The sequence below is a fragment of the Paenibacillus sp. B-A-8 genome, from assembly GCF_048572915.1.
Taxonomy (GTDB): domain Bacteria; phylum Bacillota; class Bacilli; order Paenibacillales; family Paenibacillaceae; genus Paenibacillus_AQ.
Genome location: NZ_CP183882.1, coordinates 5341698 through 5367335, shown reverse-complemented (window position 1 = coordinate 5367335; position 25638 = coordinate 5341698). Strand labels below are relative to the sequence as shown.

General features: G+C 45.0%; 23 protein-coding genes. 19 read left to right on the top strand and 4 right to left on the bottom strand.

Annotated elements, in window-relative coordinates; genetic code table 11:
- Window positions 1–90: 90 nt before the first annotated feature.
- The 4 genes from ACN6MV_RS24240 to leuS all read left to right on the top strand — a co-directional run bounded on the left by ACN6MV_RS24240 (window position 91) and on the right by leuS (window position 5082).
- Window positions 91–612 (top strand): PRC-barrel domain-containing protein, encoded by a 522-nt coding sequence (locus tag ACN6MV_RS24240; protein WP_042130435.1) that lies wholly within the window; start codon window positions 91–93, stop codon window positions 610–612.
- A 14-nt stretch (window positions 613–626) separates the two neighbouring features.
- A complete protein-coding gene (locus tag ACN6MV_RS24235) occupies window positions 627–836 on the top strand; it encodes a hypothetical protein (RefSeq protein WP_036677557.1) in 210 nt (69 codons plus the stop codon).
- A 213-nt stretch (window positions 837–1049) separates the two neighbouring features.
- Window positions 1050–2117, top strand: a complete 1068-nt coding sequence (locus tag ACN6MV_RS24230) for an AI-2E family transporter (RefSeq protein WP_042130433.1) — start codon at window positions 1050–1052, stop codon at window positions 2115–2117.
- A 514-nt stretch (window positions 2118–2631) separates the two neighbouring features.
- A complete protein-coding gene (leuS, locus tag ACN6MV_RS24225) occupies window positions 2632–5082 on the top strand; it encodes a leucine--tRNA ligase (protein WP_419885031.1) in 2451 nt (816 codons plus the stop codon).
- Between the two features lie 59 nt (window positions 5083–5141).
- Here the strand turns inward: leuS and comER are convergent, their stop codons facing one another.
- Window positions 5142–5993: a late competence protein ComER gene (comER, locus tag ACN6MV_RS24220; RefSeq protein ID WP_375103733.1), complete on the bottom strand. Its 852-nt coding sequence runs from the start codon at window positions 5991–5993 to the stop codon at window positions 5142–5144.
- A gap of 187 nt (window positions 5994–6180) precedes the next feature.
- Here comER and ACN6MV_RS24215 point away from each other — a divergent pair, with 187 nt between their 5' ends.
- The 7 genes from ACN6MV_RS24215 to ACN6MV_RS24185 all read left to right on the top strand — a co-directional run bounded on the left by ACN6MV_RS24215 (window position 6181) and on the right by ACN6MV_RS24185 (window position 14035).
- On the top strand, window positions 6181–6837 hold the full coding sequence (locus tag ACN6MV_RS24215) for a ComEA family DNA-binding protein (protein ID WP_419885030.1): 657 nt from the start codon (window positions 6181–6183) through the stop codon (window positions 6835–6837).
- Window positions 6838–6952: 115 nt separating this feature from the next.
- Window positions 6953–7471: a deoxycytidylate deaminase gene (locus ACN6MV_RS24210; protein WP_042130426.1), complete on the top strand. Its 519-nt coding sequence runs from the start codon at window positions 6953–6955 to the stop codon at window positions 7469–7471.
- 109 nt (window positions 7472–7580) lie between these two features.
- Window positions 7581–10283: a ComEC/Rec2 family competence protein gene (locus ACN6MV_RS24205; protein ID WP_419885029.1), complete on the top strand. Its 2703-nt coding sequence runs from the start codon at window positions 7581–7583 to the stop codon at window positions 10281–10283.
- A 1009-nt stretch (window positions 10284–11292) separates the two neighbouring features.
- Window positions 11293–11595 (top strand): RNA polymerase sigma factor, encoded by a 303-nt coding sequence (locus tag ACN6MV_RS24200; protein ID WP_419885028.1) that lies wholly within the window; start codon window positions 11293–11295, stop codon window positions 11593–11595.
- Window positions 11553–11831, top strand: coding sequence for an RNA polymerase sigma factor (locus tag ACN6MV_RS24195; protein ID WP_419885027.1), 279 nt, complete (start codon window positions 11553–11555; stop codon window positions 11829–11831). The genes ACN6MV_RS24200 and ACN6MV_RS24195 overlap by 43 nt, the downstream gene beginning before the upstream one ends.
- Window positions 11828–12946 (top strand): hypothetical protein, encoded by a 1119-nt coding sequence (locus ACN6MV_RS24190; protein ID WP_042130424.1) that lies wholly within the window; start codon window positions 11828–11830, stop codon window positions 12944–12946. Before ACN6MV_RS24195 ends, ACN6MV_RS24190 begins: the two co-directional genes overlap by 4 nt.
- Before the next feature lie 72 nt (window positions 12947–13018).
- The gene (locus ACN6MV_RS24185) at window positions 13019–14035 is read left to right on the top strand and encodes a LacI family DNA-binding transcriptional regulator (protein WP_339287741.1); all 1017 of its coding nucleotides are present in this window, start codon (window positions 13019–13021) and stop codon (window positions 14033–14035) included.
- A 90-nt stretch (window positions 14036–14125) separates the two neighbouring features.
- Here the strand turns inward: ACN6MV_RS24185 and ACN6MV_RS24180 are convergent.
- Together ACN6MV_RS24180 and ACN6MV_RS24175 are read right to left on the bottom strand one after the other, a co-directional pair.
- Window positions 14126–15270, bottom strand: a protein-coding gene (locus tag ACN6MV_RS24180) for an IS3 family transposase (protein WP_156114702.1) whose coding sequence is annotated in 2 segments (ribosomal slippage) — window positions 14126–14982 and window positions 14982–15270 — 1146 coding nt in all. Because the reading frame shifts where the segments join, the coding sequence is not laid out codon by codon here.
- Between the two features lie 456 nt (window positions 15271–15726).
- Window positions 15727–16677, bottom strand: a complete 951-nt coding sequence (locus tag ACN6MV_RS24175) for a sugar kinase (protein ID WP_339287740.1) — start codon at window positions 16675–16677, stop codon at window positions 15727–15729.
- A gap of 345 nt (window positions 16678–17022) precedes the next feature.
- Here ACN6MV_RS24175 and ACN6MV_RS24170 point away from each other — a divergent pair, with 345 nt between their 5' ends.
- The 5 genes from ACN6MV_RS24170 (at window position 17023) to holA (ending at window position 21705) form a co-directional block, all read left to right on the top strand.
- Window positions 17023–17664, top strand: a complete 642-nt coding sequence (locus tag ACN6MV_RS24170) for a bifunctional 2-keto-4-hydroxyglutarate aldolase/2-keto-3-deoxy-6-phosphogluconate aldolase (protein ID WP_042130419.1) — start codon at window positions 17023–17025, stop codon at window positions 17662–17664.
- A gap of 235 nt (window positions 17665–17899) precedes the next feature.
- Entirely contained in the window at window positions 17900–18136 is a 237-nt protein-coding gene (locus ACN6MV_RS24165; protein WP_139328458.1) for a hypothetical protein, read from the top strand.
- A gap of 375 nt (window positions 18137–18511) precedes the next feature.
- Window positions 18512–19060, top strand: a complete 549-nt coding sequence (locus tag ACN6MV_RS24160; RefSeq protein WP_036677530.1) for an RNA polymerase sigma factor — start codon at window positions 18512–18514, stop codon at window positions 19058–19060.
- Window positions 19057–20304: an anti-sigma factor family protein gene (locus ACN6MV_RS24155; protein WP_339287739.1), complete on the top strand. Its 1248-nt coding sequence runs from the start codon at window positions 19057–19059 to the stop codon at window positions 20302–20304. The genes ACN6MV_RS24160 and ACN6MV_RS24155 overlap by 4 nt, the downstream gene beginning before the upstream one ends.
- A gap of 381 nt (window positions 20305–20685) precedes the next feature.
- Complete coding sequence (holA, locus tag ACN6MV_RS24150) at window positions 20686–21705, top strand: DNA polymerase III subunit delta (RefSeq protein WP_042130413.1); 1020 nt, start codon at window positions 20686–20688, stop codon at window positions 21703–21705.
- A gap of 201 nt (window positions 21706–21906) precedes the next feature.
- Here the strand turns inward: holA and rpsT are convergent, their stop codons facing one another.
- The gene (gene rpsT, locus ACN6MV_RS24145) at window positions 21907–22179 is read right to left on the bottom strand and encodes a 30S ribosomal protein S20 (protein WP_042130412.1); all 273 of its coding nucleotides are present in this window, start codon (window positions 22177–22179) and stop codon (window positions 21907–21909) included.
- A 318-nt stretch (window positions 22180–22497) separates the two neighbouring features.
- Here rpsT and gpr point away from each other — a divergent pair, with 318 nt between their 5' ends.
- The 3 genes from gpr (at window position 22498) to ACN6MV_RS24130 (ending at window position 25574) form a co-directional block, all read left to right on the top strand.
- Complete coding sequence (gpr, locus tag ACN6MV_RS24140) at window positions 22498–23499, top strand: GPR endopeptidase (RefSeq protein ID WP_076117358.1); 1002 nt, start codon at window positions 22498–22500, stop codon at window positions 23497–23499.
- Window positions 23500–23655: 156 nt separating this feature from the next.
- The gene (locus ACN6MV_RS24135; RefSeq protein WP_076117355.1) at window positions 23656–25023 is read left to right on the top strand and encodes a stage II sporulation protein P; all 1368 of its coding nucleotides are present in this window, start codon (window positions 23656–23658) and stop codon (window positions 25021–25023) included.
- A 65-nt stretch (window positions 25024–25088) separates the two neighbouring features.
- Window positions 25089–25574 carry a hypothetical protein gene (locus ACN6MV_RS24130; RefSeq protein WP_339287738.1) on the top strand — a complete coding sequence of 162 codons (486 nt, stop codon included), beginning with the start codon at window positions 25089–25091 and terminating at the stop codon, window positions 25572–25574.
- Window positions 25575–25638 lie beyond the last annotated feature (64 nt).

Sequence of the window (25638 nt, the reverse complement as noted above, 5' to 3'; positions counted from 1 at the left end):
TTTTAGGTTTCGATCTGTATCGGGGCGATTCGGGCTTTTGGCTTTCTGAGAACTCGTAATTACACTCAAAGTGAGGGGAACGAGGCAGCCATGAGACTTCAAGATCTGATCGGCTTGGCTGTATATGAAGTTGAAGAGGGTAATGAAATCGGCAAGATTGTCGATATTCTGCTCGATTCAAACTGGAATATTACGGGTATTGAACTGGAAAGCAAATCTTTTTTTGGCGGCCATGTGAAATTTGTGGCATGGAAAGATATTGTGGCCTACGGCGAGGATGCTGTCATGATTCGTAGTAAAGAGTCGATTGATAAGACAGATGCCGATCATATACCTTGTACATTTCTACTTGGAAAGAACAAACTTAAGGATTTAAAAGTACTGACTACAACGGGAACTATACTTGGACGAATATCGGATGTTTATTTTGACCAAAAGTTGGGAAACACAATAGGAGCGCTGGAAATCAGTGACGGGCTTGTGACTGATTTGATCGAAGGCCGCAAATGGCTGCCTTGTTCTGATGAGATGTCCATTGGTGAGAATGCTTTAATGGTTCCTGCGATGAGCGAAGAACGGCTACAAAAAGCCATTAATATTGTTAACGGATAGGTGGAATGTATTATATGAAGTGTCCAAACTGCAACTCTAAAGATATCGGAAAAATTGGTTCCCACCAGTTCTATTGCTGGGGCTGTTTCATTGAATTAACGGTAAACGGTGAGAAAATGTCGGTGTATCAGGTTGAAGAAGACGGTACACTCAGCTCGCTGGACGATCTGTTCTCCGGGGATGATATGACTCAGGATTTCCCACAAATTCATGCGTCGTCATAACGATGAATCTTGCTTTGTAAGCGAGAATGATCTATGTACTTAAGCGTCAATTTCCTTTCAGCTGAAATCAGCTGCAGGGTTATTGGCGCTTTTTTTGGGACAAGAACCTCACTTTGTGGGGTTATTTTGTGTGCTTGATGGTTATTTTGCTGCGGCCATACATATACTTATTTACGAAGCTAGTCCAGGCTATAGCCGCAGGAGGGTACACTCATGGAGCAATGGTCCCAAAGTAAGTGGTTCCGCTGGATGATCGGAGTGCTGCTCTCCCTGATCATTTTGTATTTTGTTTGGTTACTTCGTCCAATGCTGCAGGGGATATTTGTGTTTTTGAAGGCAATCCTCGCTCCATTTCTGGCAGCTATGATTATTTCCTACGTGCTGAATCCCGTCGTTAGTATGCTGGCCGGACGGAAGATGCCGCGTAGTGTGGCTGTTCTACTTATATATGCAGTGTTCCTAACGGCGATTGCGGTAATTGCAATTAACCTTATCCCGATGTTTATCGAGCAGCTTGAAGAGTTAAATGAACATTTGCCAGAGATGACACTGCAAGCCCAAGGGCTAATGCGACATATGAATTCTAGACTAATCCCGCCTGGGGTCGAGATGGGGATGAACAACTGGTTTTTTCAACTGGAGAGTCGTCTCGCAGAAGGAATTTCTAATTTTCTCGATAATATAGGGACAACGATTAATGTGCTGTTCAATGCTTTTATCGTACCGTTTCTAGTGTTCTATATTCTGAAGGATTTTGACGTGTTTGAACGGACGGTGGTCTCTTGTCTGCCTCGCGCACGTCGTAAGTCTATTGTAACCTTGTTAAAAGATATCGATGATGCACTTGGCAACTACATTCGTGGACAGTTTCTGGTCTGCATTATTATAGGTGTGCTTGCCTATATTGGTTATGCCATCATCGGAATGCCATATGCCTTACTGTTCGCCAGTGTGGTGGCAGTGTTCAATATTGTTCCGTATATGGGTCCCTTTTTGGGGGCTGCGCCAGCCATTGTAATGGCTTCAACCGTTTCTTTTCGTTTGGTGCTGTTGGTTGCAGTGGTTAACACAGTGTGCCAAATTGTGGAGAGTAACATTATTTCACCTCAGGTGGTGGGGAAGAAGCTGCACTTGCATCCGTTGCTCATTATTTTTGCTCTTCTGGTCGGCGGTGAATTGGCGGGAATGATCGGACTTATCCTTGCTGTACCGTTCTTCGCGGCTGGAAAAGTCGTTATTCAACACTTTATGACGTATTTAATCAAACGAAAGCCTGTTTAAAAGGGTTAAAACATTGACTATAGTCAACTGTTTTGTATATAATGTTGGGGAATATTACTGATGAACAATCAGTACATATAGTTGATCGATGATGAGGAGTATTAATTCTATACCGTTATTGCAGAGAGCCGGCACTAAGGTGCGAGCCGGTTAACGGAACGGAGTGAACTCACCTCGGAGTAACGGCGCAAGTTTCAGGATATTCGTTAAGCTTAACGGAAGTCCTAGGTGAACCGCCGTCGCCTCACCCCCGCTAAAGGGTGCAAAGTGAGTGGCAGAATAAAGTATATTCAGCCGCTAACTAGGGTGGTACCACGGGAATTATAACCTCTCGTCCCTAGCGATAATACGCTAGGGATGGGAGGTTTTTTTGTAAATATAAGAGGGTATAGGTTTCACGAAATACTTCATGTCTTATATTTCTCGCATAAACGCTTACCGTCCTTATAAGGATGTCGATGGCGGGTATGCTTGGTTAAGAAATCTATAGTAATACTCCAAGGAGGAGCAGACAATGAGCGACAATCAAACAAACAGTGTACCTGCCGGCGGTTACCGGGCGCAGGCTATTGAGCCCAAGTGGCAAAAGTTCTGGGATGAGAACAAAAGTTTCAAGACAGGTGAAGATCCAACCAAACCGAATTTCTATGCACTGGATATGTTCCCGTACCCTTCAGGTGCAGGGCTGCACGTAGGTCATCCAGAAGGCTACACAGCAACGGATATCGTATCCCGTTATAAACGGATGCGTGGTTATAACGTGCTGCACCCTATGGGCTGGGATGCTTTTGGACTTCCGGCAGAGCAGTATGCGATGGATACGGGTCAGCATCCGCGTGACTTTACGGATAAGAACATCGATAATTTCCGTCGTCAGATCAAATCGCTGGGATTCTCCTACGACTGGGATCGCGAGATCAGTACTACAGATCCAGACTACTATAAATGGACGCAGTGGATTTTCATCCAGTTGTACAACAAAGGCTTGGCTTATGTAGCAGAAGTACCTGTTAACTGGTGTGAAGCACTGGGTACAGTACTTGCAAACGAAGAAGTTATTGATGGGAAAAGTGAGCGCGGAGGACATCCGGTTGTCCGCAAACCGATGCGTCAATGGATTCTGAGAATTACTGAATACGCTGAGCGTCTACTGGAAGATCTGGAAGAGCTGGATTGGTCTGAAAGCATCAAGGATATGCAGCGCAACTGGATCGGTAAATCCAAAGGCGCAGAAGTAAACTTTGAAATTGAAGGTCACGATGCTAGCCTGACTGTGTTTACAACACGTCCAGATACATTGTTCGGAGCGAGCTACTGCGTTTTGGCACCAGAGCATGAACTGGTTGATGCCATTACAACAGAAGCACAACGTGCAGCGATTGCAGAATATCGTGTGAAAGCTTCTCATAAGAGCGATCTGGAACGTACAGATTTGGCTAAAGAGAAGAGCGGTGTATTCACGGGAGCGTATGCAATCAATCCTGTGAATGGCGCTAAGGCACCGATTTGGATTGCAGATTATGTACTTGCCGGATACGGAACAGGAGCAATCATGGCGGTTCCAGGTCATGATACACGTGACTGGGAGTTTGCTAAACAATTTGGTCTGAATATCGTGGAAGTCGTGCAAGGCGGTAATATTGAAGAAGAGGCTTATTCCGGAGATGGACCGCATGTCAATTCTGAATTCTTGAACGGACTTAAGAATGAAGAAGCGATTGCGAAGATGATTGCTTGGCTGGAAGAGAAGGGCGTAGGTAAAGGTAAAGTAACCTACCGTCTGCGTGATTGGTTGTTCAGTCGTCAACGCTACTGGGGAGAGCCGATTCCAATTCTGCATCTGGAAGATGGAACAATGAAGACTGTTCCGGTTGATCAACTGCCGCTGGTACTGCCGGATGTAGATGCAATCAAACCTTCAGGTACTGGGGAGTCTCCACTTGCAAATGTAACTGAGTGGGTAGAAACAATCGATCCAGAGACAGGTATGAAGGCTCGCCGCGAGACCAACACCATGCCGCAATGGGCGGGCAGCTGCTGGTACTACCTGCGTTATATTGATCCGAAAAACGATCAAGAGCTGTGCTCCCCTGAGAAGCAAAAAGCATGGCTTCCGGTGGATCTGTACATTGGCGGAGCGGAGCATGCCGTACTTCACTTGCTCTATGCACGTTTCTGGCACAAGGTGCTTTATGATATCGGCGTAGTGGAAACGAAAGAGCCTTTCCATAAGCTGGTTAACCAAGGCATGATTCTTGGAAATAACAATGAAAAAATGAGTAAATCACGCGGAAATGTCATCAACCCTGATGAAATTGTTGAAGCTTTCGGTGCAGATACACTGCGTGTCTATGAAATGTTTATGGGCCCTCTGGAAGCAACCAAGCCTTGGAATGAAAAAGGTGTGGAAGGGGTTCACCGGTTCTTATCCCGTGTATGGCGCCTGTTCGTGAATGAGGAAGGGAAGCTCAATTCCAAAATCACAGCAGATGGCGGTACGGATGAGTTCAAACGTACTTGGCACAAAACGATTAAGAAAGTGACTGAGGATTTCGAGCATCTGCGTTTCAATACGGCGATTAGCCAGTTGATGATTTTCATTAACGATGCCTACAAGCAAGAAACATTGTCCCATGAAGCTGCGGAACACTTTGTACAAATGTTGTCGCCACTGGCGCCGCATATTGCTGAAGAACTGTGGCAACTGCTTGGACATGAAGGAAGTATCAGCTACGTAACTTGGCCAACTTATGATGAAGCATGGACAGTCGATGCTGAGGTTGAAATCGTTATTCAGGTGAATGGTAAAATCGTACAACGCGCACTGATCCCGCTGGATATGGGTCAGGAAGAAATGCAAGCTCATGCACTGTCACTCCCGAATGTGAGTGCTGCTGTAGAAGGTAAAACCGTACGCAAGATAATTGCGGTTCCTGGCAAGCTTGTGAATATTGTAGTGGGTTAAGCGAAGAACGCAATTTTGCCCGCAGCATCGGAGAAATCCGTGCTGCGGGCTTTGTTGTTCTAACGCTCTTTAGGACCTTTATTAATAGTTTCATGTCCGAATAGTTCATCAAGCTTAATGACATCCTCATCATATTTATCATGTGTAGTTGTGATGAGGCGTTCAAACACACCTTCTAGACTGGTACGTAAGTGGTTTAACGCTTCTGCGGTAATGCCACCGCGAACAGCGACCCGGTCTTGAAGCTCTTGCGGGGTAAACTCCCCTTCTGTCAGCAGTTTGCCTGTTCCAAGCAGCATTTCACCAGCGAGTCGGCTGATTAATGTCTCTTCAATTCCAGTGGCCTCAACGGCTGCTTCAATCCAGCGCTCAATGAAATAGCTTAAGAACGCAGGCCCACAGCTGGAGAAATCAGAAGCGATTCGGGTATGTGCTTCTTGGATTTCTAAGGGAACACCTATGAAAGACAATAGCTGTAGCAGTACAAGCCTGTCTTCTTTATTAAGCCTGCTGCCAAATATGCACAATGAAGTCCCACTCTTGACGCAGTGCGTAATGCTTGGGATGATCTTGGCAATTTTGGACGGCAAAGCGGATTCCAGATGATGCAATTGAACTGGACTTGTAATGGATACGACGATTTGCTCACTCCGGAGACATGAGCCGATCTCATCTGTTAATGTTTTAAACTCAAGTGGCTTTACGCATAAAAAAACGATATCACTTCCTAACGCTGTCTCCCTATTGCTTCCGCAAATGGAAATGCCGGGGTGACGCTTCTCAAGCTCCAGCAGCTTGTTCAGGCTGCGGTTGCTGGCAAGCACATCACACGGCTCTAGCGCTCCGGAAGAAAGAAAGGCGTCGATCAGCAGGCTGCCCATGCTGCCTGTTCCGATAAATCCTACTTTCACCTGTGGTTCCTCCTTTCTAGCGTTGCTTTTTAACTAACTGACATGAATTCTCTTCGTTATATGTATGCAAGATAGCCTTGGACAAATGACAGGTTTTGTATGAATTATTAAAGGGAATTCCAATTAAAGGAATGTATGAAGATTCAGAAAAAAGTATAGGACGATTTTCCGTGAGGAGGAGCGCATTTTGAACAAAGGAAGAATAGTGCTCGGAGTGGCTGTAGCTCTTGTGGGCAGTGGATTGCTATGGGTTGGTGGGAGTAAGGGAAATTCCGGCATTGCCGGATGGGAAACCTTGAATGCGAGTATGGAACAAACGATTGGAATCGCTGATCCTGATGAAGCTTCGGCGATAGTGGGCAAAGAGGGAACCCAGGAGACGAAGAACCAAAAGCAAAATGCCGGGAAGGCTGAAGCTAGTGATAGGTCTGATGTCGCTGAGAAGGTTAAGGATGGTGAACAAGCAGATCACGCTGCCTCAACTCCAGCAGAAGAAAAGGGGACGACAACTGCTGGGCAGAATGCCGCGGGGGATAGGATGGAGTCTGGGGGCCAAACGCAAACAGGGGGAGGAGACCAAACACCAGCAGGGGGTAACGCAGCTGCGTCAGCGGGAGCGCTGGATGTACCCACGCCAGCTGCTTCTCAGGAAGGTAAAGTAAATGTGAACACTGCAGGAGCTAGGGAGCTGATGGATCTCCCGGGCATCGGAGAGAAGAAGGCTCAGGCTATGATCGATTACCGCAACCGTGAAGGGGCTTTTCGTAATCTGTCTGATTTGGGGAAGGTCAAGGGCATCGGACCCAAAATGCTGGAAAAGTTAAAGCCGTTAGTAGTTTTTTGAAGATAAGATGGTATTGAAATTGCTGTTGAATGTACTAAAACCGTTGTCCTAGTGAAAACTTGCGGGGATGTGTTACAATAGTTAACAACTATTTAGAAGGATATGGAGATTGATTATGACTGCTACCTATCGTAAAGACTGGGATACTTATTTCATGGACATTGCTTGCATGGTTTCAACTCGTTCACGCTGCAATCGTAGACATGTAGGTGCTGTGCTGGTACAAGGAAAAAAGCTGCTTGGTACCGCTTATAACGGGGCGCCAATGGGCGTACCAGATTGCTCGGAGGCAGGCTGTATGCTCTCGGAACAATATGAGATGGAGATCGTGGATGGCGTAGAGACTATGGTGAAGAAACAGCGCTGTATTCGCACGATTCATGCGGAACAGAATCTTTTGCTATTTACAGACCGGATCGATCGGGAAGGCAGTACCGTCTATGTGACAGATGAGCCTTGCTGGACATGTGCTAATATGCTGGCGAACAGTGGTATAGTGGAAATCGTGTATTATCGTCCTTATCGTAAGGATATGGAAAAGGTTGAAGCAATGATGGCTACCAAGGGTATCGTCTTCCGCCAATTGGAGAATTATGAACCGCCTAGTGAAACGATGATCAAAGTGTCGGAGTAGCTGTAATGTCCAACATTAATTCAATAAGATGACTTGAGGAAGAACCTCTCGTGCGCTTTTATGGCGTATGCAGAGGTTCTTTTTTTTGCTTGAGAAAGGGGGGAAGGGCATGAAGAAAAGACCTTTGTTAGGCTTTACAGTGTGCTGGGTGGCTGGAAGCGCAGCGGCTTGCTTATGCACAGGGAGCGGACTACTGCTCTCGTGGGCTGGATTAATATTTTTACTGGTGAGCCTGATGATGTGGGAAACAATGAGCTGGAAATACATAGCCGTAATGTGTTTGTCCATTTCATTAGGTGCTGGATATTGGGAGTGGAACGAAGCTCGCAATATTAGCGGAATTCCTGAATTACTGGATAGGTCGACTGCAGAGCTGAATGGGAGCCCTGTGGAAGCTGGAGGTACGATCGTTTCTGTCGTGGAACGGGACGGGGATCGGGTTGATTTTACGATGAAGCTCTCACATATGGATCTACTTGCAGAGGATGAAGAGAAAGCATCTGATCCTGCGGATGAACAGGAGAAAAGAGTACAGGGGGAGTTAATCGCAGTGCAGATCAAACTTCTGACCGAGCAAGAAATTACTGTCGCTGCGGAATGGCGGAGAGGGGATGAAGTGCTGCTTAATGGTGTGCTGGAAGAGCCGGCAGAAGCGCGTAATTTTGGAGGCTTCGATTATCGTGCCTATTTACATACGAAGAAGATTCACTGGCTTTTGAAGGGTCAGGGAGTGGAAAATGTGAGGGTGACCGTTCCAGATTCATGGAGTCCGTTAACGATTTTTCGCTTAAATGATAGTGCGCGGACGGTCCTTGGGGCAGAACTGGATCAACTTTTTGGGCAGCGTCACTCTGGATATATGAAGGGTTTAATCATTGGTATGCAGGATGATCTCGATCCGGATACCTTTAAGCAGTTTTCTCAGCTCGGGTTGACACATATTCTCGCCATTTCAGGTATGCATGTGGCTGTGTATGTAGGTGTTCTTTTATTTCTGTTCAGGCGCTTACGTCTGACCAAAGAGACCGCGTTAACGCTAACTTTTATACTCGTTCCTGTTTATGTCCTCTTGTCAGGTGCGGGTCCGTCCATTGTGCGAGCGGGGTTGATGAGTATGATTGCCTTGCTTGCTGCACGGGTTGGGATGCTGAAGGATGGTCTGAATATTTTGGCGGCATCGGCATTAGTTATGTTGATCTGGAATCCTTATATGCTGCTCAGTGTAAGCTTTCAGCTGTCTTTTCTAGTAACCTTAGGTTTGATGGTCTACGTTCCGCTTATGAATCCTCTTCTGAGTGCACTGCCACGCTGGCTTAAAGGTGCCGTCTCTGTGACTCTTGTAGCCCAGCTGGTCTCATTTCCGCTTACGATTTATTACTTTAATCAGTTTTCGCTGTTGTCCTTTGCCGCCAATTTGGTCTTTGTGCCTTTTATTACTTTTGTAGTTTTGCCACTAGGGACGCTTGCGCTATTGCTTGGACGGTTGTGGGAAGATGCTGCGGGGATGTTGGCACATATAACTGAGCTTTTTAATAACGCTACTTTTTACGCTGTGGAGTGGATCAATGGATTCGCTGGTGGAGTTCTGATTTGGGGCTCGCCATCATTGCTGTGGGTCGGGGTGTACTATGTTTTGTTGTATTGTCTGTTGTATGTTGCCAAGCTAAGAAAGGAAGCTCGTGCTGCACCGCAGTATATGGAGGACGAGACGAGACCATTAGCGGAGGTTGGTTTGAACAGCCCTGGGCGCAGTGGTTATGGTGGTCGTAGTGGACACGGGGGAATGGGGAATTGGCAGTATCTTAATATTGCAACGCCTTTGCTCGTACATTGGAGCGGAGTGATTGTTTTGGTGTCGGTACTTGGACTGGGGATCTTGCTGTACAAAGGTTATCAGTCGGAGAGTCAGGCAGGGAAAGGTACGATTAGTTATCTGGATATCGGACAAGGCGACAGTATACTCATAACTACACCGAGCGGAGCCCATATTTTAGTGGATGGTGGAGGAACTTTAAACTTTGGTCAAAAAGAAGAGTGGCGCGTTCGCCGAAGTCCGTTCGAGGTAGGAGCTAAAGTACTGGTGCCCTTGCTTAAAAAACGCGGCATTCACCGTTTAGATGCGATTATTTTGACACATGGAGATCAGGATCATACCGGAGGACTCCAAGCTGTTGTGGAAGATATTCCGGTCTCGGCGTTGCTTTTTAATGGGACGATTACGGATCGCGAGTCTTATATGGAATTGATGAGGACTGCGATGGAGCGGAAGGTTCAGCTGTATGCTGTGCATCAAGGAATGATCCTTTCCCCGGATGATGCGACAGAGCTGTCTTTTTTATGGCCGGAGGGAAGGAGTGGAGAGGCGTCGGGTACTCCGCCGTTGAATGAAGTCCCACTACTGGAAGAGCAGAATCACGATTCAGTGGCTTTTCGCTTAGAGATGAATGGAAGGAACTTTCTCTTCACCGGTGATATGGATCTGGAAGCTGAGGAGGAGATTGTAGAGCTAGCCCGGCAAAAGGGCATCAGCACTGGACCTGTCATTGATGTGCTAAAGGTAGCTCATCACGGGAGTAAAACATCCACCGCTGAAGCTTGGCTGGAGTTCTGGAATCCTGAAGCAGCGGTAATTTCTGCGGGTGTTAATAATTTGTATGGTCACCCGAAAGCTGAGGTATTGGAGCGGTTGGAAGATCATCATGCAGCTATATTCCGGACGGATCAGCAGGGGGAGATACAGATGCGGGTGCGGGAGGAGGGGATTGCTGTGCGATATAAGTTGGGGGAGGAAGGGGTGGGAATAGATAAATAAAGATAAGTAAAGATAAGTAGAGATAAAATATAGGGAAGGTAGGTAGAGATAGGAAAAGTAGGAGAAGGTGTGAAAGTAAAGGAGAATATTGGGAAGTAGGTAAAGGTGTGAAAGTAAGAGGAGAAGATTGGGGAGTAGGTAAATAGGGAAATAGGAAGGAAAGTGGGATGGAAGAAGGAATGAAGTATTGGATTGACAGAGTATTGAAGGGGAGGTCGGGGTGCCTAGCTCCTCCCGTTACATAACTGCAACAGCACACATAAAACTCATAAACTCAATACATTGCACGAGGTTGCACAAACTGCAACAGAACGCCCCAAGTTCCTCTTATTGCACAAGTACAAAACAACATACTAGTCACCTCTCATCGAACATGCTACAAGAGAACACATAAAGCTTCTCTTATCGAACGAAGTCCAAGAGAACACATAAAGCTTCTCTCATCGAAGAAAGTCCAAGAGAACACATAAAGCTTCCTTATCGAAGAAAGTCCAAGAGAACACATAAAGCTTCTCTTATCGAACGAAGTCCAAGAGAACACATAAAGCTTCCATATCGAAGAAAGTCCAATAGAATGATTCGAACCAAGCGGCTCTCATTGCACTTTATGCAATAGAACGCACGTCGAAGTAGTTGAATCTTCATTCTATTGCACTTCGTACACTCAAAATGAGGAAAATCGCCTATTTCTCTGAAATTAAGCAGTATCTATTGTATGAAGTGCAACAGAATCTCTTTTTACAGTAGAAAAATCTACTTCTATTGCACGAAATACAATAGAAAGCTACTTACGGATGTATCCGAGACATAGCAGATGGGTTGGTCATTATGCCAGTACTTTAAACCTCATGCGAGCACCACCGATGGACGTTCACGCGTTCATCGGTGGTGTTTTTTAATAGACAGATATAGAGATTATGCTGTTAAGTAATATATAACCTAATTATTTATTTTAAAGGGAACTTTTTCAAGTTTGAAAAGTCTTATTAGGCAAGGGGTGAGACGAAACATGCTAAGCGAAGATATGCCATATGCAGAAGCGTATGCGTCCGAAATGACCTTGCGGGAAATGATGGAGGAGTATGGATCAGATGTGTGGAACTATGCTTTTTTCTTAAGTAGAAGCCGTGAGCAAGCGAATGATATTAGCCAAGAAGTGTTTTTGAAGGCATATAAAAATGTGGGGAAGTACCGGGGACAATCGTCGATGAAAACTTGGCTACTCACGATTACTAGAAATACAGCCTTTAGTTGGAGCAAAAATAGCTTTTGGCGCAGATTTATACCATTGGGGATCAACCTGTCACTATAACTGCTCTGTCTGCAGAAAAAGAAGCGCTCGGCAAACAGTATGCGAACCGAATCTGGGAAATTATTATGACCCTACCAGATAAGAACAGAGAGGTGCTTGTACTGGATATTCAGCATGGACTATCGATCGGTGAAATGTCCGATTTACTGAATGTACCACAGGGGACTGTGAAATCTCGTCTCGCGCGAGCGAGGGAGAAGGTTAAGCAAGCCATCCAGAAGGAGGAGAGAGAATGAAAGGCAAAGCTGATGACAGTAACTCAGTGATGATCGGACAGAATGATTGGTATGCGCAAGCAGGCAAAAGACCTTTTATTGAGGATGGCTTTACACCTGAGCTGATGATGCGGATTGAGCAGGCTGCTGTGCTAAAAAATAAAAGCCATGGACGTTATCGGATTAACAAAAGTGTGCTACTGACCAGTGTGGCTATGATTTTGTTGATAGGTGCACTTAACTTGCCTATAGGAGCATGGAAGAGTCATGGTCCAGTCCAATCTTCATCGGTGCAGTCACAAGCTGCAGGGATATTACCTTCTTCTACTCCTGCTACTAATGACAAAGCGTTAGAGCCTCCGACAAGTCCGGCAGAGTTTGAGATTAGCGGTAAGAAATATTATATGCCTTTACCAATGAGCAGAGATAAGACTAAAGCATATGCCGTTGAGACAACAGCGGGAATTCTCTGGTCGCCGCCACCCCCGATGGTTGACTACAAGAAGCCAAAGTATACACATCCTACAGAACCGTTCACCCTTTACCTGAGCTCGAAGGACCAGACGGAGTTATCGGCTTCTTCGGCTACTAGGATTTATACATTTCCTCTTTATGCGGGAGGGGCAAGTACTTATCAATATATGAATGGATTCTATGGAGCGGGAGATTATATCCTGCTGAGTTCCTCCACGCGAACTTTAGGTTCAGACAAACCGGAGAATGGTAGAATTTCTACGCTAAATGTTAAAAAAGCAGCGGCAGGGGAAACTGTGGTACCGATGGAGCTTACGAACTTTGATGAAACACTGTTAAGCTACAAGTATTTATTCGCTGTGGATAAGGAGAATGAATATCTCGTAATAAGTTACCTAGAATACCCGGTAGATAAGACATACCAAGACAAAACAGTGCTTTATGATCTAGAGACCTTAAGCATTCGATCAACTGCAATAACCAAAGGGTTTAAAGAGATAAAGGGAGAAACATTAACCATGGATTATGAAGTGGATGGGGTACTACGCAAAGCGGATATTATTGTGAAAGGTGGGCTAGGATGGATAGATGAAGATTGGGCCTTTTTATCAGAAGAGCAACGAAATGAGCTGTATCAGGAATTTATGAGTCAGACTCCCTAGTAGATAATTCACTAAATAAAAGCTATACTTTTTGATAAAGTATTTTCTTTTGAGAAGAGTGGAGCCGAAGAGATGAAGAAGTTGACGATTGATGATGTGGCTCAAAAAGCTGGAGTGTCGAAGAGTACGGTCTCTCAATTTTTGAATAAACGTTTTAAATATATGAGTGAAGCGACGAAGAATCGGATCGAGGCTGTGATCGAGGAGCTCAATTATCAACCGAATGGACTTGCACGCAGTCTGAAGCAGAATCGGACGCATATGGTCGGAATCATTGTTGCTAATATCGATTATTCGCTGTCTATCCAGTGTATTCGGGCGATTGAAAATGAGCTGCAACAACACGGGATCCAAGTAATCATATGCAATGCCGATGAGAATGCGGAAAAAGAAAGCAAGTACGTAGAAACTTTAATCGCCCGCCAGGTGGACGGTTTGATTATTTTTCCGACGGGGAACAATCCATCTGCATACAGCAGATTGATCGAGGCGGATTTTCCGTTAGTGTTTATGGATCGTCTGGTAGATGGAATCACCACGCAGAGTTTGCTGCTCGACAATGAAATGGCGGCCAAGATAGGTGTGGGACAGCTGACACAACAAGGGCATGAGCGAATTGCTCTAGTCTCCCTTCCATTAGGTGAACATGCCATTACCCCTCGTAAAGAGCGGATCAGTGGTTATAAAAAAGCGATGGAAGAAGCCGGCATACCTCTGCGTGAGGAGTATATCTGTAGTGTGCCAAAAGAAGAATTAGCTACAGGACTGAAGCGCCTTTTAGCATTGCCGGACCCTCCGACAGCGCTATTGGCTACGAACGATATCACGCTAGCAGAGATTTTGAAATATGCGAATCGAAATGCCATCGCTATTCCAGAACAATTGTCTGTCATCGGGATAGATGATGCGGAGTTCGCGCAAATTTATAATCCGGTCATTACAACGATTCGTCAGCCTGCATACGAAATGGGTATGCAAGCCGCTAAAATTATACTCTCTTGTATTGAGGACAAGGGCGCTTCCGTTCCAATCACCTATCGATTCCCGCCGTCCTTACAACAAGGGCAATCTGTGAAGTCATATAACTGACTACAAGCTATAGAAGTACAAAAAAAGCCATTCCACAGATCAAGGGACTGACCCCCGTTTGTGAGACAGGGATCAAAACACCTTACAAGTTTAAGTAGCCAGTCGCCGGAAATCCATCGGTGACTGGTTATTTAGTTTCGCTTGAATTCGAATTGAGTTATAGTAAATGATGTAGTCTCGAATGGTCTTTACAACGATTGCAGTCGTTGTAGATGTGAGATCTTCGAGGTAGAACGTTTCAGACTTTAGAGTGGAATGAAACGATTCAATGGGGGCATTATCAGCGGGCGTTCCTTTACGGGACATGCTCATGGTAATGCCTTTTCCTTTTACAGCTTCCTGGTACGCAAAGGACGTATACACGCTGCCCTGGTCGCTATGCAACAACATCTTTTTCTGCTTTGGAAGTTGATTTAATGTATCCAACACCAAAGAGGTATCTTGTTTATCTGCTATACTGTAAGCCACAATCTCACCATTGTACAAGTCTAGAATGCTGGAGAAGTACAACATCTTCCCGCCAAATGGCAAATAGGTAATGTCCGTGACGAGTTTTTGCAGAGGTGCTTCTGCATGAAACTGTCGCTTGAGCAGATTTTCAAAGGAGTGTACAGATTGCCCAGTCACCTTTCGTTTTTTCATCCTCACGCGGCACTGAAGCCCCTCACACTGCATGATCCGCTGGACTCGCTTATGATTTATACTCTGCTCTATCCGAAGGAGCGCCGTGATTTTCCGGTACCCATAGCGGAATTTATGACGGATGCAAAGCTCCCGGATTTTCTCCACCAGTTTGTCTGTATGCTTTGTCCCCACAGCTGCTTTCCAGCGGTAGTAAGTCGTTCTTGCGATTCCGAGCCATCTACAAGCCTCAGACACCGTCACTTCGTTTCGAATGGATTCAATCCAGGCAATAACGGCCTCTGGTTCCACCTCCTCTCCAACTCCTCGTACTTTTTTAGCAGATCTAATTGTTGTTTTAAGAATCGGTTCTCTGCCTTTACTTTTTCGAGTTCCGAAGAGTCCTCCGGACCTTTGCCATAGCTGTACTGTTTACCCACCGGCTGCTCCAAACGATGTCGTTCACCATTTCGATTCCATCTCATCCATGTCTTTAGCTGTGTCTTATTCCGTATTCCGAGCTGCTCCATAACCTCTTTCACAGGTACTCCTGCTAATCTCATTTCTATAGCTTTCATCTTTATTTCCACGGGATAACTTACTCTGGTTGCCAATGCAAAAACACCTCCAAGATGATCTCCTTATCTTACGACAAGGTTCCATTCTCTTGAAGGTGTTTTGATTTGTCTCACGTTATGGGGTCAGTCCCTCAACTGTGAGACGGCTTTTTTTAATAATAAAACTCCCAAGCTGCTAGACTATAAGGCTGCAACGTTGTTGTTTCATCTTGTGGTTAATTGTACTTTCTGCAACTATTTTAGTTTGTGCTTCCTGGATTAAGAGTTTAATAGTATTTTGTGCAGTTATTTCTGCGGGAAATTGCTGACAGCGATGTTCACCTGGTTGTTAAATGTATAAAGTGCAATTAAAGCCGAGAAGAAACGATTTTGACTCGATATAGTTGTATAGAGTACAGCTATGTTGTGTAGATTTGGTTGCATTCAGCTATTTATGAGAATTACAGAAGTTTACTGAGATTATGTTGCGAAAGCTGACTCAAATCTATGTGCTTAATCCTCCTGCTGCATAAACTTCGCAAGCTCTTCACGAGTCGGAAGCCCATCCATATCGCCAGGCGACATGACGGCTAACGCGCCGATCGCATTGCCACGTTTGACGGCCTCGGCAATCGGAAACTTTTCCAGCATTGCACTAATTACGCCAACTGCAAATCCATCACCTGCACCAACGGTATCAACGACCTCTTCTACCTTAAATCCATCTACGTAGCCTTCTCCTTCAGCGGATTTATAGAAAGCGCCTTCAGGTCCGAGCTTAATGACGACTAAGCTGACCCCACGCGCCAGATAATAGTCTGCAATCTCTTCCGGCGTGCTTAGGCCTGTAAGAATCTTGCCTTCTCCGAGTCCCGGAAGGAACCAATCACAGCGTGTAGCCAGATCATTGATCGTGTTTACCATCGTTTCCGTATCCGGCCATAAGCTAGGGCGCAGGTTTGGATCTAGGGAGACAGTCTTGCCTTGTCTTTTCATAAATTCCATAGCGTGAACAGCGAATTCATGGCAGCTCTTGGATAAGGCGGCGGAGATGCTTGTCACGTGTAAATGTCCTGCAGCATTAAAGTATGCCTCGTCAAAATCAACCAGACTAAGCTTGGAGGCCGCGGAATTTTTGCGGAAGTATTCGACTTTAGGATCGCCGGTAACGACCTTTGATTTGATTAACATACCCGTAGAATTTTCTTTAGTAAAAGTAATGTTGTCGGTATCAATGTTCTCTTTCTTCATAGCTTGAGCAATAAAATGACCAAAGTTATCTTCACCAAGCTTCGTAACATAACCTGTAGGATGATTTAAGCGTGATAAGCCCGTAGCTACATTGCTCTCAGCACCTGCCAACGCTTTGGAGAATGAAAAGACTTCATGCAGGGGGCCTGTTTCATTCGCATAAAACATCGCCATCGGCTCCCCGAAAGTGACGGCATCCAGCTGTTTACTCATTTGAGTTCCTCCTAGGGTAATGAATTTATCCCAGTATAATGATGTGTAACTTGAAATTATCACATAAATCGGTTTTGTACAATAAAAGAATGAATGTTGATCAAAAACATATTTTTAATAAAAGTAAAATAATTAGATTTAAGTCCTTATTAAATAAGGGCTTATTGGTGTTTTTAATAAAAATATATCATCATATATATAAAAATGTATTGACTGTTATCAGTATTATTATTACTATCTCATTATAGATTATGTCGCAATAATTAGTAAATTTAATAAAAAAGTTTATCTAAATTAGTATTTCATATTCATCTACGATCGTACCAAGAGAAAGGGAGTCTACTGATGAAGAAAATGAAAGTATTGCAGAATGTGGCGTCCGTTGGAGTTGTAGCTGTTATTCGTGCTGATAGTGCTGAGGAAGCTTTTAAAATGTCCGTTGCCTGTATTGAAGGCGGTTTGAATAATATTGAAGTCACCTTCACGACTCCGGATGCGGATGTGGCGATAAAACGATTGGTTGCAGAGTACGGAGATCGCGCAGTGATTGGAGCAGGTACTGTACTTGATCCATTAACGGCCAGAATAGCCATTCTTGCAGGCTCGGAATTTGTGGTTAGTCCCTCTTTTGAAGCAGAGACAGCTAAGATGTGTAACCTTTATGGTATTCCATACATGCCTGGCTGCATGACATTAAATGAAATGAAGGAAGCGTTGAAGTTTGGAGTGGATGTGCTTAAGCTATTCCCTGGCAGTGCTTTTGGTCCGGATTATGTGAAAGCGGTTAAAGGTCCTATGCCGCATGTGAACATTATGCCAACAGGTGGCGTGGATCTGAATAATATGGAGAAGTGGATTGCCAACGGCTGTATAGCAGTAGGTATCGGGGGCAATTTGACTGCACCAGCGAAGGATGGCCGATATGATCAGATTACTGATCTTGCGGCTCAGTATGTGGCGAAGTTTAAAGAAGTAAAAGGAATTTAACTTTGTTTGTCTCATAAATTCAAATGGATCGATTATTGAAAGCTGTATGCTGACGGATGTCAGTTATACAGCTTTTTTTATGCTTATTTTTTGCTAATCACAATTTCTTGCAATATATGTTTTTCATAAAGTATAGAATGAGGACAAAGGCAATAAACTATAAAGTAGGAGAGTTATGATGTTTGACTGACGTCAACAAATTGGAATGGTTTATTATCGGACCGGGAGTGAGTATATGCCTGCTTATCATGATAAAAAGTTGTATCAAGCAGCTGATGAAGAGGATGCTGAATACGTAGAAATTGCATCGGCATTCCATGGTTGTAAGGTGACGGAAGGCCAGATCTATAGATTAGAGCGAAATTACAATAACCCGCATATTTTTGAGAATGGAGAGGCGTATGTTGTGGATGACGAAACTAGGGACAACTACGCAGTATTCTTACTCTGCAAGATTGTGTTATATAAATAGAGTTATGTGCTTAATTTTAGAGCCATTTCTTGTTTGCTGACGGCTTCTTTTCCGACAGGAGGATAAGCCCTTTTCTTTTGGGAATGGGAGATAGTTCATGCCTAAACGCCTGCCGTCCTTATAGGGATGTTGAAGGCGTTTATACTTGTGTCATTTTTGTTATAAAGTTATTCAAAAGAGTATTTGAATGATTGAAGTTTCCCCTGTATGCTTAGTAGGAATTATTGGCTGCGAATTGTGCGTTAGCGCTTTATAAAAGATGGCTTAACATGACGTTCTAAGAAAAGTTTGGTATTCTAAAAATATTAATTACAGGGTTGCAACAAATTCGCAGTCTTGCGCGTCAGTAAGATTGCATAGAGAGGGGGAACCTTCGTGGTGGAGCAGGGACTCATCAGAGCCGCTCAAGCGGGCGATCGCGACGCTCTAATCACCCTATTGCGAGAAATTGAAGGGCATGTATATAAAACGGCCTTCTACATTTTGCATAATGAACAAGATGCACTGGATGCATCACAGGAGGCCTTGATCCGGGTTTATACCAAAATCGGTTCATATGAGGAAAAGGCCCAGTTCAAAACGTGGGTTCAGCGAATCGTTACCAATATTTGCATTGATAAATTCAGAAGAACTAAACCTACAGTTTCTATTGATGAACATGAAATGGTGTTTCAGGATAAACACAATGTGGAACGCGAAGTTCTATCCTCTTATTTAGCTGAGGATATACGTGAAGCGATTGATCAATTGCCCGAACATCATCGGACAGTCATTGTCCTACGCTATTTACAAGATTTTTCTTACAACGAGATTGCAGACTGCCTGGATTTGCCTTTGAATACAGTGAAATCATACCTGTTTAGGGCCAGACAGCAGCTGCAGAATAGACTTCAGGAGTACCAGAAAGGTGGTGTATCGGGATGAAATGCGCGGAGGTGATGGAATGGATGCACCGCTATTTAGACAAAGATTTGAGCCAAGATGAGATTGTTGAAATGTTCCGTCATATCGATAATTGTCCTTCCTGCGCGGAAGTCTTTGAGCGGCTGACACTTCTCTCCAATGAATTGGAGCAATTGCCAGACGTGAAACCCCCGTTTAGTCTGGTTGACTCTATTTTACCTCAGCTTGCAGAATTGGATCGAAGCAGTCGTGAACAAAGCGCTGTGAGAACCGAGGAGCCAGTTGTAGTTCCATTTTCACGTGAAAGCTCCCGCGGTAAAGCTTCCAAGGGAACCTCTATAGCAACACGGACAGGCATTGGAGCTATTGCAGCTGCTGTAATATTAGGGATCGCTATTTTTAATATGCCGGATAAAATGCCTGGGGCAGAGGTAGAACAAAGCTTACAATATAATGCTAATACAGCCAGCAATGATTCTGCTGATATGGCTATTGAATCGCAAGCTCAAGCTTCTACATCTGCTAGTTTAGATGAGGCTGCGCCTGCTAATAGCGGAACAGATTCCGGGGCTCTACCGGCTGCGCCTGGTGTGGATGAGGGTAACGCCCCATTAGATAGAGCAATGGGACCGGTTGATCCTGCGTCGATGCCGCCTTCCCCAACTGAAACTAATGCTGGATCGGGTGGACGATCGATACCGGAACCAACTAAAGATGTGAAGCCTAATCCTACTGAGAAGATTATGACGCCGAAGCCGGATGCAGTAACGAAAGTTCAACCCCCGGATGTTAGCGACACTAGTAATAATCAGCCCAAAGCGGATAAGAAGGATCAACCCGCTTCTATAGATAAGGGGGGCGCAGCTGATTTAGCGCCACCTACGCAGGAAGCATTAGATATTGCTAGTGACTATAGAAGAGAAGTTATGGGCTTTAACATTTCTTCGGATTCTACGGATTCTAATGTTCAGACTTGGACTTCACCTGATGGGCATTATGCGGTTGAGTTCGCTGGGTTACAGCTTGTAATATATAAGAATTCACCTGAAGGCTCAGTGGAAGATAGGACGGCAGTAACTTCTTATCCATTAGAAGGAAATTGGATTTCCGGAGAATGGTCGGCGGATAGCTCGCAGTTCACGTATGTGACGGAGAAAGATGGAGTTAATACTACCAAGGTGTACACTGTGCAAAAAGCGGGAATTACCTCTTCTACTCCGGCCGCGTCGCCATCAGCAACACCGGCTGCTTCGTCAACAAATTAATATGAGGCCGGAACATTTTTCGAAGTTTCGGAATATACTATAGCAACCGGACAGGAACTAGAGAGTATTGGATTTGCAGAACATCGGTATGACCGTCGGATGGGAAGTTTCTAGGGCTTTTCACTCCGGCGTTTATATAGATGCGCCGCTGAAACGGAGGAGCTTTGGCCATGGCTGCCAGAGTTTCTCCGTTTTTGCATGAAAAATAAGACATAAAGTATTGCGTGGAACTTATACTTTATGTCTTATTTTTCTCAATTAAACGCTTACCGTCCATATAAGATGCCGAAGGTGGTTATACTTGTGCATTTTTGTCGTTTTTTTTGCTACAATAGGACTCTGGGCAAATTGGGCTAGATGAATGGAAAAGGAAGTGGCGGAATGGATGCCAAAACGGCGATAAAAGAAATCAAACAAGGGAAAATCTCACCGCTGTACCTTTTGTACGGCAGTGAAAAATTTCGAATGAATGAATTTGCGGCATTGCTGGAAGACCAGCTGATTGCCAAAGAGGATCGTGATTTCGCGGTTATTCCCTTTGATCTCTCTGAGACGCCGGTGCAGGCTGTGGTAGAAGAAGCTGAGACTGTACCCTTTATGGTAGAACGTAAATTATTGCTGGTGCGGGACGCATCGTTATTTACTGCAGGAAAAGAAAATGCCAAACTTGAGCATCGTATAGATATTTTAAGTGATTATTTGCAGCATCCTGTAGATTTCAGTGTAATCGTCTTTATGGTGAATAATGACAAGCTGGATGAGCGTAAGAAAATTGTGAAGACTGTTAAATCAGCGGGCACGGTATTAGCCTTTAACCCGCTCGGAGCAGAAGAACTGCTGCGCTGGGTGGAGAAAGGGATTCGTGAACGAGGTTGTGTGATGGCGCCCGGGACTGCGGAAATTCTCATAACCAATGCAGGAACAGGTTTGCAAGGCTTATCTGCGGAAATGGACAAGCTTTGTTTATTCGCTGGGAAGGGCGGAACCGTGGACGCAGAAGCGGTAGAGAGTCTAGTGCACCGCGGAACAGAACAAAATGTGTTCACGCTTGTGGAAGATATCGCTAACCTCCGTTTGGATAAGGCGCTTGATACGCTGTATGAGCTGTTGAAGCAGCGGGAAGAACCTATTAAGATTGCTGCGTTAATTGCGCGGCAGTTCCGAATTATTTTGCAGGTGAAGGATTTATCAGCACATAGTTATTCGCAAGGTCAGATTGCTTCGCAGATCGGACTTCATCCCTATGCAGTTAAGCTTGCAGGGGAGCAGGCTCACAAGTTCTCAAGTGAACGTCTGCGGCAAATCTTAAGTGCACTGGCTGATCTAGATTATAAGATGAAGACAGGGGCTATAGATAAAGTGCTTGGTCTGGAGCTGTTTATGCTGCGGCTTGCAGCCTAGTTCGATGGTTACTTTAGTAGATTGTGAAGGAACTTGAAAGAATAGAATACAAGCGAAGAAGAGTGAATTCAGCTAATCATGCTGGGCTTGCTCTTTTTTTATTCACGATTATGCGATTCAGAAGGAGTTGCTGGTACAAAAAAACCCAACCGTATGAAACATAGCGGTCAGGTTCTTCAATTGCTCATTATGAATGTCGTCCTAGGCTTGAGCCTTAAGAGCGTTCAATTTCTTCGCCAAGCGGGATTTTTTGCGGGCAGCCGCATTTTTATGAACCAGACCTTTAGTTACGGCCTTGTCCAGCTTTTTGGAAGCAGCTTGGAAAGCAGCTTGAGCAGTTTCAACTTCCGTACCTGTCAGTGCTACATCAGCAGTTTTCACAGCTGTACGAAGCGCGGATTTTTGGGAAGCGTTCAGTGCACGGCGTTTTTCGTTCGTGTTTACGCGTTTAACCGCGGATTTAATATTTGGCATTGCATTCACCTCCTGTAAGACATTCGAAATCATTATCAAATGATTCACAACTTAAAATAGTTTAGCATGACCGGTAGTAAAAAGCAATACTTAAAGCTTTCAAATTAAACCATTTTAACCTGCATAAACAAGGGCTTTCTCTCGCACACTATCGACAAAAGAGCATAGGCAGAAGCTTGTAATTTGAGTTTTTGTTCAAAGTAACTCAAGGACGAAGCGAAAGCTTACAAAACTAAGTATCGCTTACGAAGCAAGTTTTGTCGAAGGTTACTCAATGAAGTGTATGCTTACAAAACCTTTAAGGAGGCTGGTATAACGATGGAACCGGATCTGCAGCTATATTCGGTACGCACGGACTTGGCGTTAGAAGCAAAGGAAATGGCCCAAGGGCCACAAAGGACGCCAATCCCTGGTGTGAACGAAGAAGTGGAAGAGTCTGATGGGATAAAAGTTACCCGGCTTGGTGTGGCTAACGCTGCCGGATCACAGGCGATAGGTCGCGCGATTGGGAATTATGTCACGCTTGAGGTACCAGCATTGCGCAATGGAGATACTGGCTTGCAGCAAAAAGTAGCTGAAGTCTTTGCTCGCGAATTCGAGGACTTCCTGATTAGGATTGGCATTGGTAAGGATGCATCTGTGCTGATCGTCGGACTTGGTAACTGGAATGTGACTCCAGATTCATTGGGGCCGCTGGTCGTGGAGAATGCGCTCATTACTCGGCAGTTTTATGAGCTGGTGCCGGATCAGGTCTCTCCAGGTTATCGCAAGGTAAGTGCTATTGCTCCCGGGGTATTGGGATTGACCGGTATCGAATCAAGTGAGGTTGTACAGGGGATTGTGGATCGTACAAAGCCGGATCTCATCATTGCCATTGACGCACTGGCATCCCGTTCGCTTGAACGGATCAATACGACAATTCAGATTGCTGATATCGGCATCCATCCCGGTTCAGGGATTGGAAATAAACGACGCGGATTGACGCAGGAAATTCTGGGTGTTCCTTGTATTGCCATCGGTGTTCCTACAGTTTGCTATGCTTCAACTATTGTAAATAATGTGCTGGAGATGATGAAGAATCATTTCGGGCAAGGAGCTGGTCACACTAAAGAAATCATGGGGATGTTGGACGATATTTCCGAGCAGGAGCGATTGTCACTGGTGAAGGAAGTTCTTGAGCCACTTGGACATGATCTGATCGTTACACCTAAAGAAATCGATGAATTTATTGAAGGTATCGCCAATATTGTAGCCAGTGGTTTGAATGCGGCCTTGCATGATGCGGTCGATCCTGAGAATGTCGGTGCTTATACCCACTAATTGAATCATAGCTAGCACAGTCCGGCGGGATGCTGATCTACAGTATCCTGTACGGGCTCTATGTCTATTCTCTCATTTTCGGTTCTACTATTTCTCGTTCACTCATAGATTTGGAGTATAAGAGATTACAGAGGGCTGGAGGAGGACATAAATATAATGAATAAAAAATGGTTTCAGCTTTGGAACATCGGCCGCTTACGTGGAAGAGTGCTGGATGCTTTATCGCTGGGAAGAACGATGCTGCTGTTGGCCGGAGGTTCGCTAGTATTTTTTATGCTGCTTGGAGCTGGTGGTTTGGCCGGACAGAAGTTGAACTCTTCACCCATTCCATCTATGAAGGGGCTTGCGGCCTCACTATCTAGTGGATTTTTCATGGAGCTGTTGGGGATGGAGGTACCGCATTTACCGAAGGGGGAAGAGCCTTCCGCTTTTTCAGGTGAAAAAGTAACTTCCTTTGTATTTCAATTGCTGACCAGTGTGAATCCGAGTGATCCGAAGAGTCTAGTCTCTCGTGAAGTGCCAGGTTTGGCAGCGGATGATCCGTTTCTATTGCGAAAAGGCTCGGGTGGTTCTACAGGAGCGCCTGTTGATTATCATCCGGGAACGGATGAACTGGCTGAGGGTGGAGGGGAAGCGGATGATCCATCTGTTCCAGACGAAGTGGACAAGCCTGAAGATACCCCATCACAGCAACCTGAAGCGACGATAACTCCGTCTCCTGAGCCATCAGGAGCTACGGGAGGCACGGATAAGAGTGATCCTCAAGGCGAGACAGATAAGGATACCTCGGTCAAACGGGTTCTTATCTATCATTCACATCCTCGAGAGGCCTATAACCCTCTACTAGGAGTGACGAACGAAAATCCAAGCTCGGCGGTTTCTTCTAAAAATGTAATGCTGGTAGGATCATATATTACGAAAAGATTGGAACAACGCGGGATTGGTACAGTTCATGCCAAAGAAGATTTTCTAACTAAAATTGCCGACTATAACTGGAATTTTTCCTACAAATACTCTCGAATGTTGGTTAAATCTGCAATGAGCTCAAACCAAGAAATGAGTGAACTTATCGACATTCACCGCGACTCGCAGCGTCATGGCAAAACAACTGCAGTGATTGATGGGAAAAGTTACGCTCAGGTGTATTTTATTATTGGACATGCGAATAAAGATTGGAAGAAGAACGAAGAGTTTGCGAACAAGATTCATCAAACGATTGAAAAGAGTTACCCAGGAATATCTCGCGGAATATGGGGAAAAGCTGCGGGTAAAGGAAACAACGGGGAGTACAACCAGACCCTCTCACCTAATAGTGTCTTGATTGAGGTGGGCGGTGTTGATAATACGGCAGAGGAATTAAAGCGAACGGCTGATATTTTGGCAGATGCTATTGCGGATGTGTACTGGAGCAGTCATGACTCGGAGAAGGTAAACGCAGCTGGAAAGGTGACAAGTCCCACAACACAAGAGAGCAAGGGACAAACCAATGCTACAGCACCCCAAAAGTCGAACGGAGCTTCTTAAGCTATAGACATTTAATTTAGAATAAACAGCTTTATTACACAAGTATTTAAAAAGGAGTGGCTTACATGTCTCGTTTCGGTAAAAAACTGGTTATGGTCGGTATTTGGGCAGGGGTCGGTATACTGTTAGGTATGCAGTTTAGTGGCAGCGGAGGAGCAACTGTCTCTAAGCTGTTGCCAGGCTGGACTGATCTATCGACTACGCCAACCAGCCAAGTGACGGGCATGCAATCACAACCGATAAAGAATGGGGTTACACAAGGTGGGCAGACTTATGTGTATGTTCCGATGGTGATCGACCCTATCACAGGTGCATATACGCCTGTTTCCCCGTTGCCACAGAATAGCAATCCTGCCCCAAATGCAGATCTTCCTCAGCAGGTGGTAAACGGGTATAGTACGAAAACTCCGGAACAGATTCTGATTCCTGAGGAACAAAAGCCGACGGTCGATGTGATAGCAGATAAAACGGCGGGCCTTCTCCAGCAGGCTTCTCAGAAGGGCATACGCTGGGTAGTTTCATTGTTCGATTCGGCGGAAGAATCACAATGATTTCAGGAGAAACAGTTATTTCACGGATACGTGAATAGCTGTTTCTTCTGTTTTACGTAAGGGC

What these genes read in the sequence shown, in the direction of transcription:
- ACN6MV_RS24240 (WP_042130435.1), top strand. Translation starts at nt 91, where the DNA reads ATGAGACTTCAAGATCTGATCGGCTTGGCTGTATATGAAGTTGAAGAG.
- ACN6MV_RS24235 (WP_036677557.1), top strand. Translation starts at nt 627, where the DNA reads ATGAAGTGTCCAAACTGCAACTCTAAAGATATCGGAAAAATTGGTTCC.
- ACN6MV_RS24230 (WP_042130433.1), top strand. Translation starts at nt 1,050, where the DNA reads ATGGAGCAATGGTCCCAAAGTAAGTGGTTCCGCTGGATGATCGGAGTG.
- leuS (WP_419885031.1), top strand. Translation starts at nt 2,632, where the DNA reads ATGAGCGACAATCAAACAAACAGTGTACCTGCCGGCGGTTACCGGGCG.
- ACN6MV_RS24210 (WP_042130426.1), top strand. Translation starts at nt 6,953, where the DNA reads ATGACTGCTACCTATCGTAAAGACTGGGATACTTATTTCATGGACATT.
- ACN6MV_RS24205 (WP_419885029.1), top strand. Translation starts at nt 7,581, where the DNA reads ATGAAGAAAAGACCTTTGTTAGGCTTTACAGTGTGCTGGGTGGCTGGA.
- ACN6MV_RS24200 (WP_419885028.1), top strand. Translation starts at nt 11,293, where the DNA reads ATGCTAAGCGAAGATATGCCATATGCAGAAGCGTATGCGTCCGAAATG.
- ACN6MV_RS24190 (WP_042130424.1), top strand. Translation starts at nt 11,828, where the DNA reads ATGAAAGGCAAAGCTGATGACAGTAACTCAGTGATGATCGGACAGAAT.
- ACN6MV_RS24185 (WP_339287741.1), top strand. Translation starts at nt 13,019, where the DNA reads ATGAAGAAGTTGACGATTGATGATGTGGCTCAAAAAGCTGGAGTGTCG.
- ACN6MV_RS24175 (WP_339287740.1), bottom strand. Translation starts at nt 16,677, where the DNA reads ATGAGTAAACAGCTGGATGCCGTCACTTTCGGGGAGCCGATGGCGATG.
- ACN6MV_RS24170 (WP_042130419.1), top strand. Translation starts at nt 17,023, where the DNA reads ATGAAGAAAATGAAAGTATTGCAGAATGTGGCGTCCGTTGGAGTTGTA.
- ACN6MV_RS24165 (WP_139328458.1), top strand. Translation starts at nt 17,900, where the DNA reads ATGCCTGCTTATCATGATAAAAAGTTGTATCAAGCAGCTGATGAAGAG.
- ACN6MV_RS24155 (WP_339287739.1), top strand. Translation starts at nt 19,057, where the DNA reads ATGAAATGCGCGGAGGTGATGGAATGGATGCACCGCTATTTAGACAAA.
- holA (WP_042130413.1), top strand. Translation starts at nt 20,686, where the DNA reads ATGGATGCCAAAACGGCGATAAAAGAAATCAAACAAGGGAAAATCTCA.
- rpsT (WP_042130412.1), bottom strand. Translation starts at nt 22,179, where the DNA reads ATGCCAAATATTAAATCCGCGGTTAAACGCGTAAACACGAACGAAAAA.
- gpr (WP_076117358.1), top strand. Translation starts at nt 22,498, where the DNA reads ATGGAACCGGATCTGCAGCTATATTCGGTACGCACGGACTTGGCGTTA.
- ACN6MV_RS24135 (WP_076117355.1), top strand. Translation starts at nt 23,656, where the DNA reads ATGAATAAAAAATGGTTTCAGCTTTGGAACATCGGCCGCTTACGTGGA.
- ACN6MV_RS24130 (WP_339287738.1), top strand. Translation starts at nt 25,089, where the DNA reads ATGTCTCGTTTCGGTAAAAAACTGGTTATGGTCGGTATTTGGGCAGGG.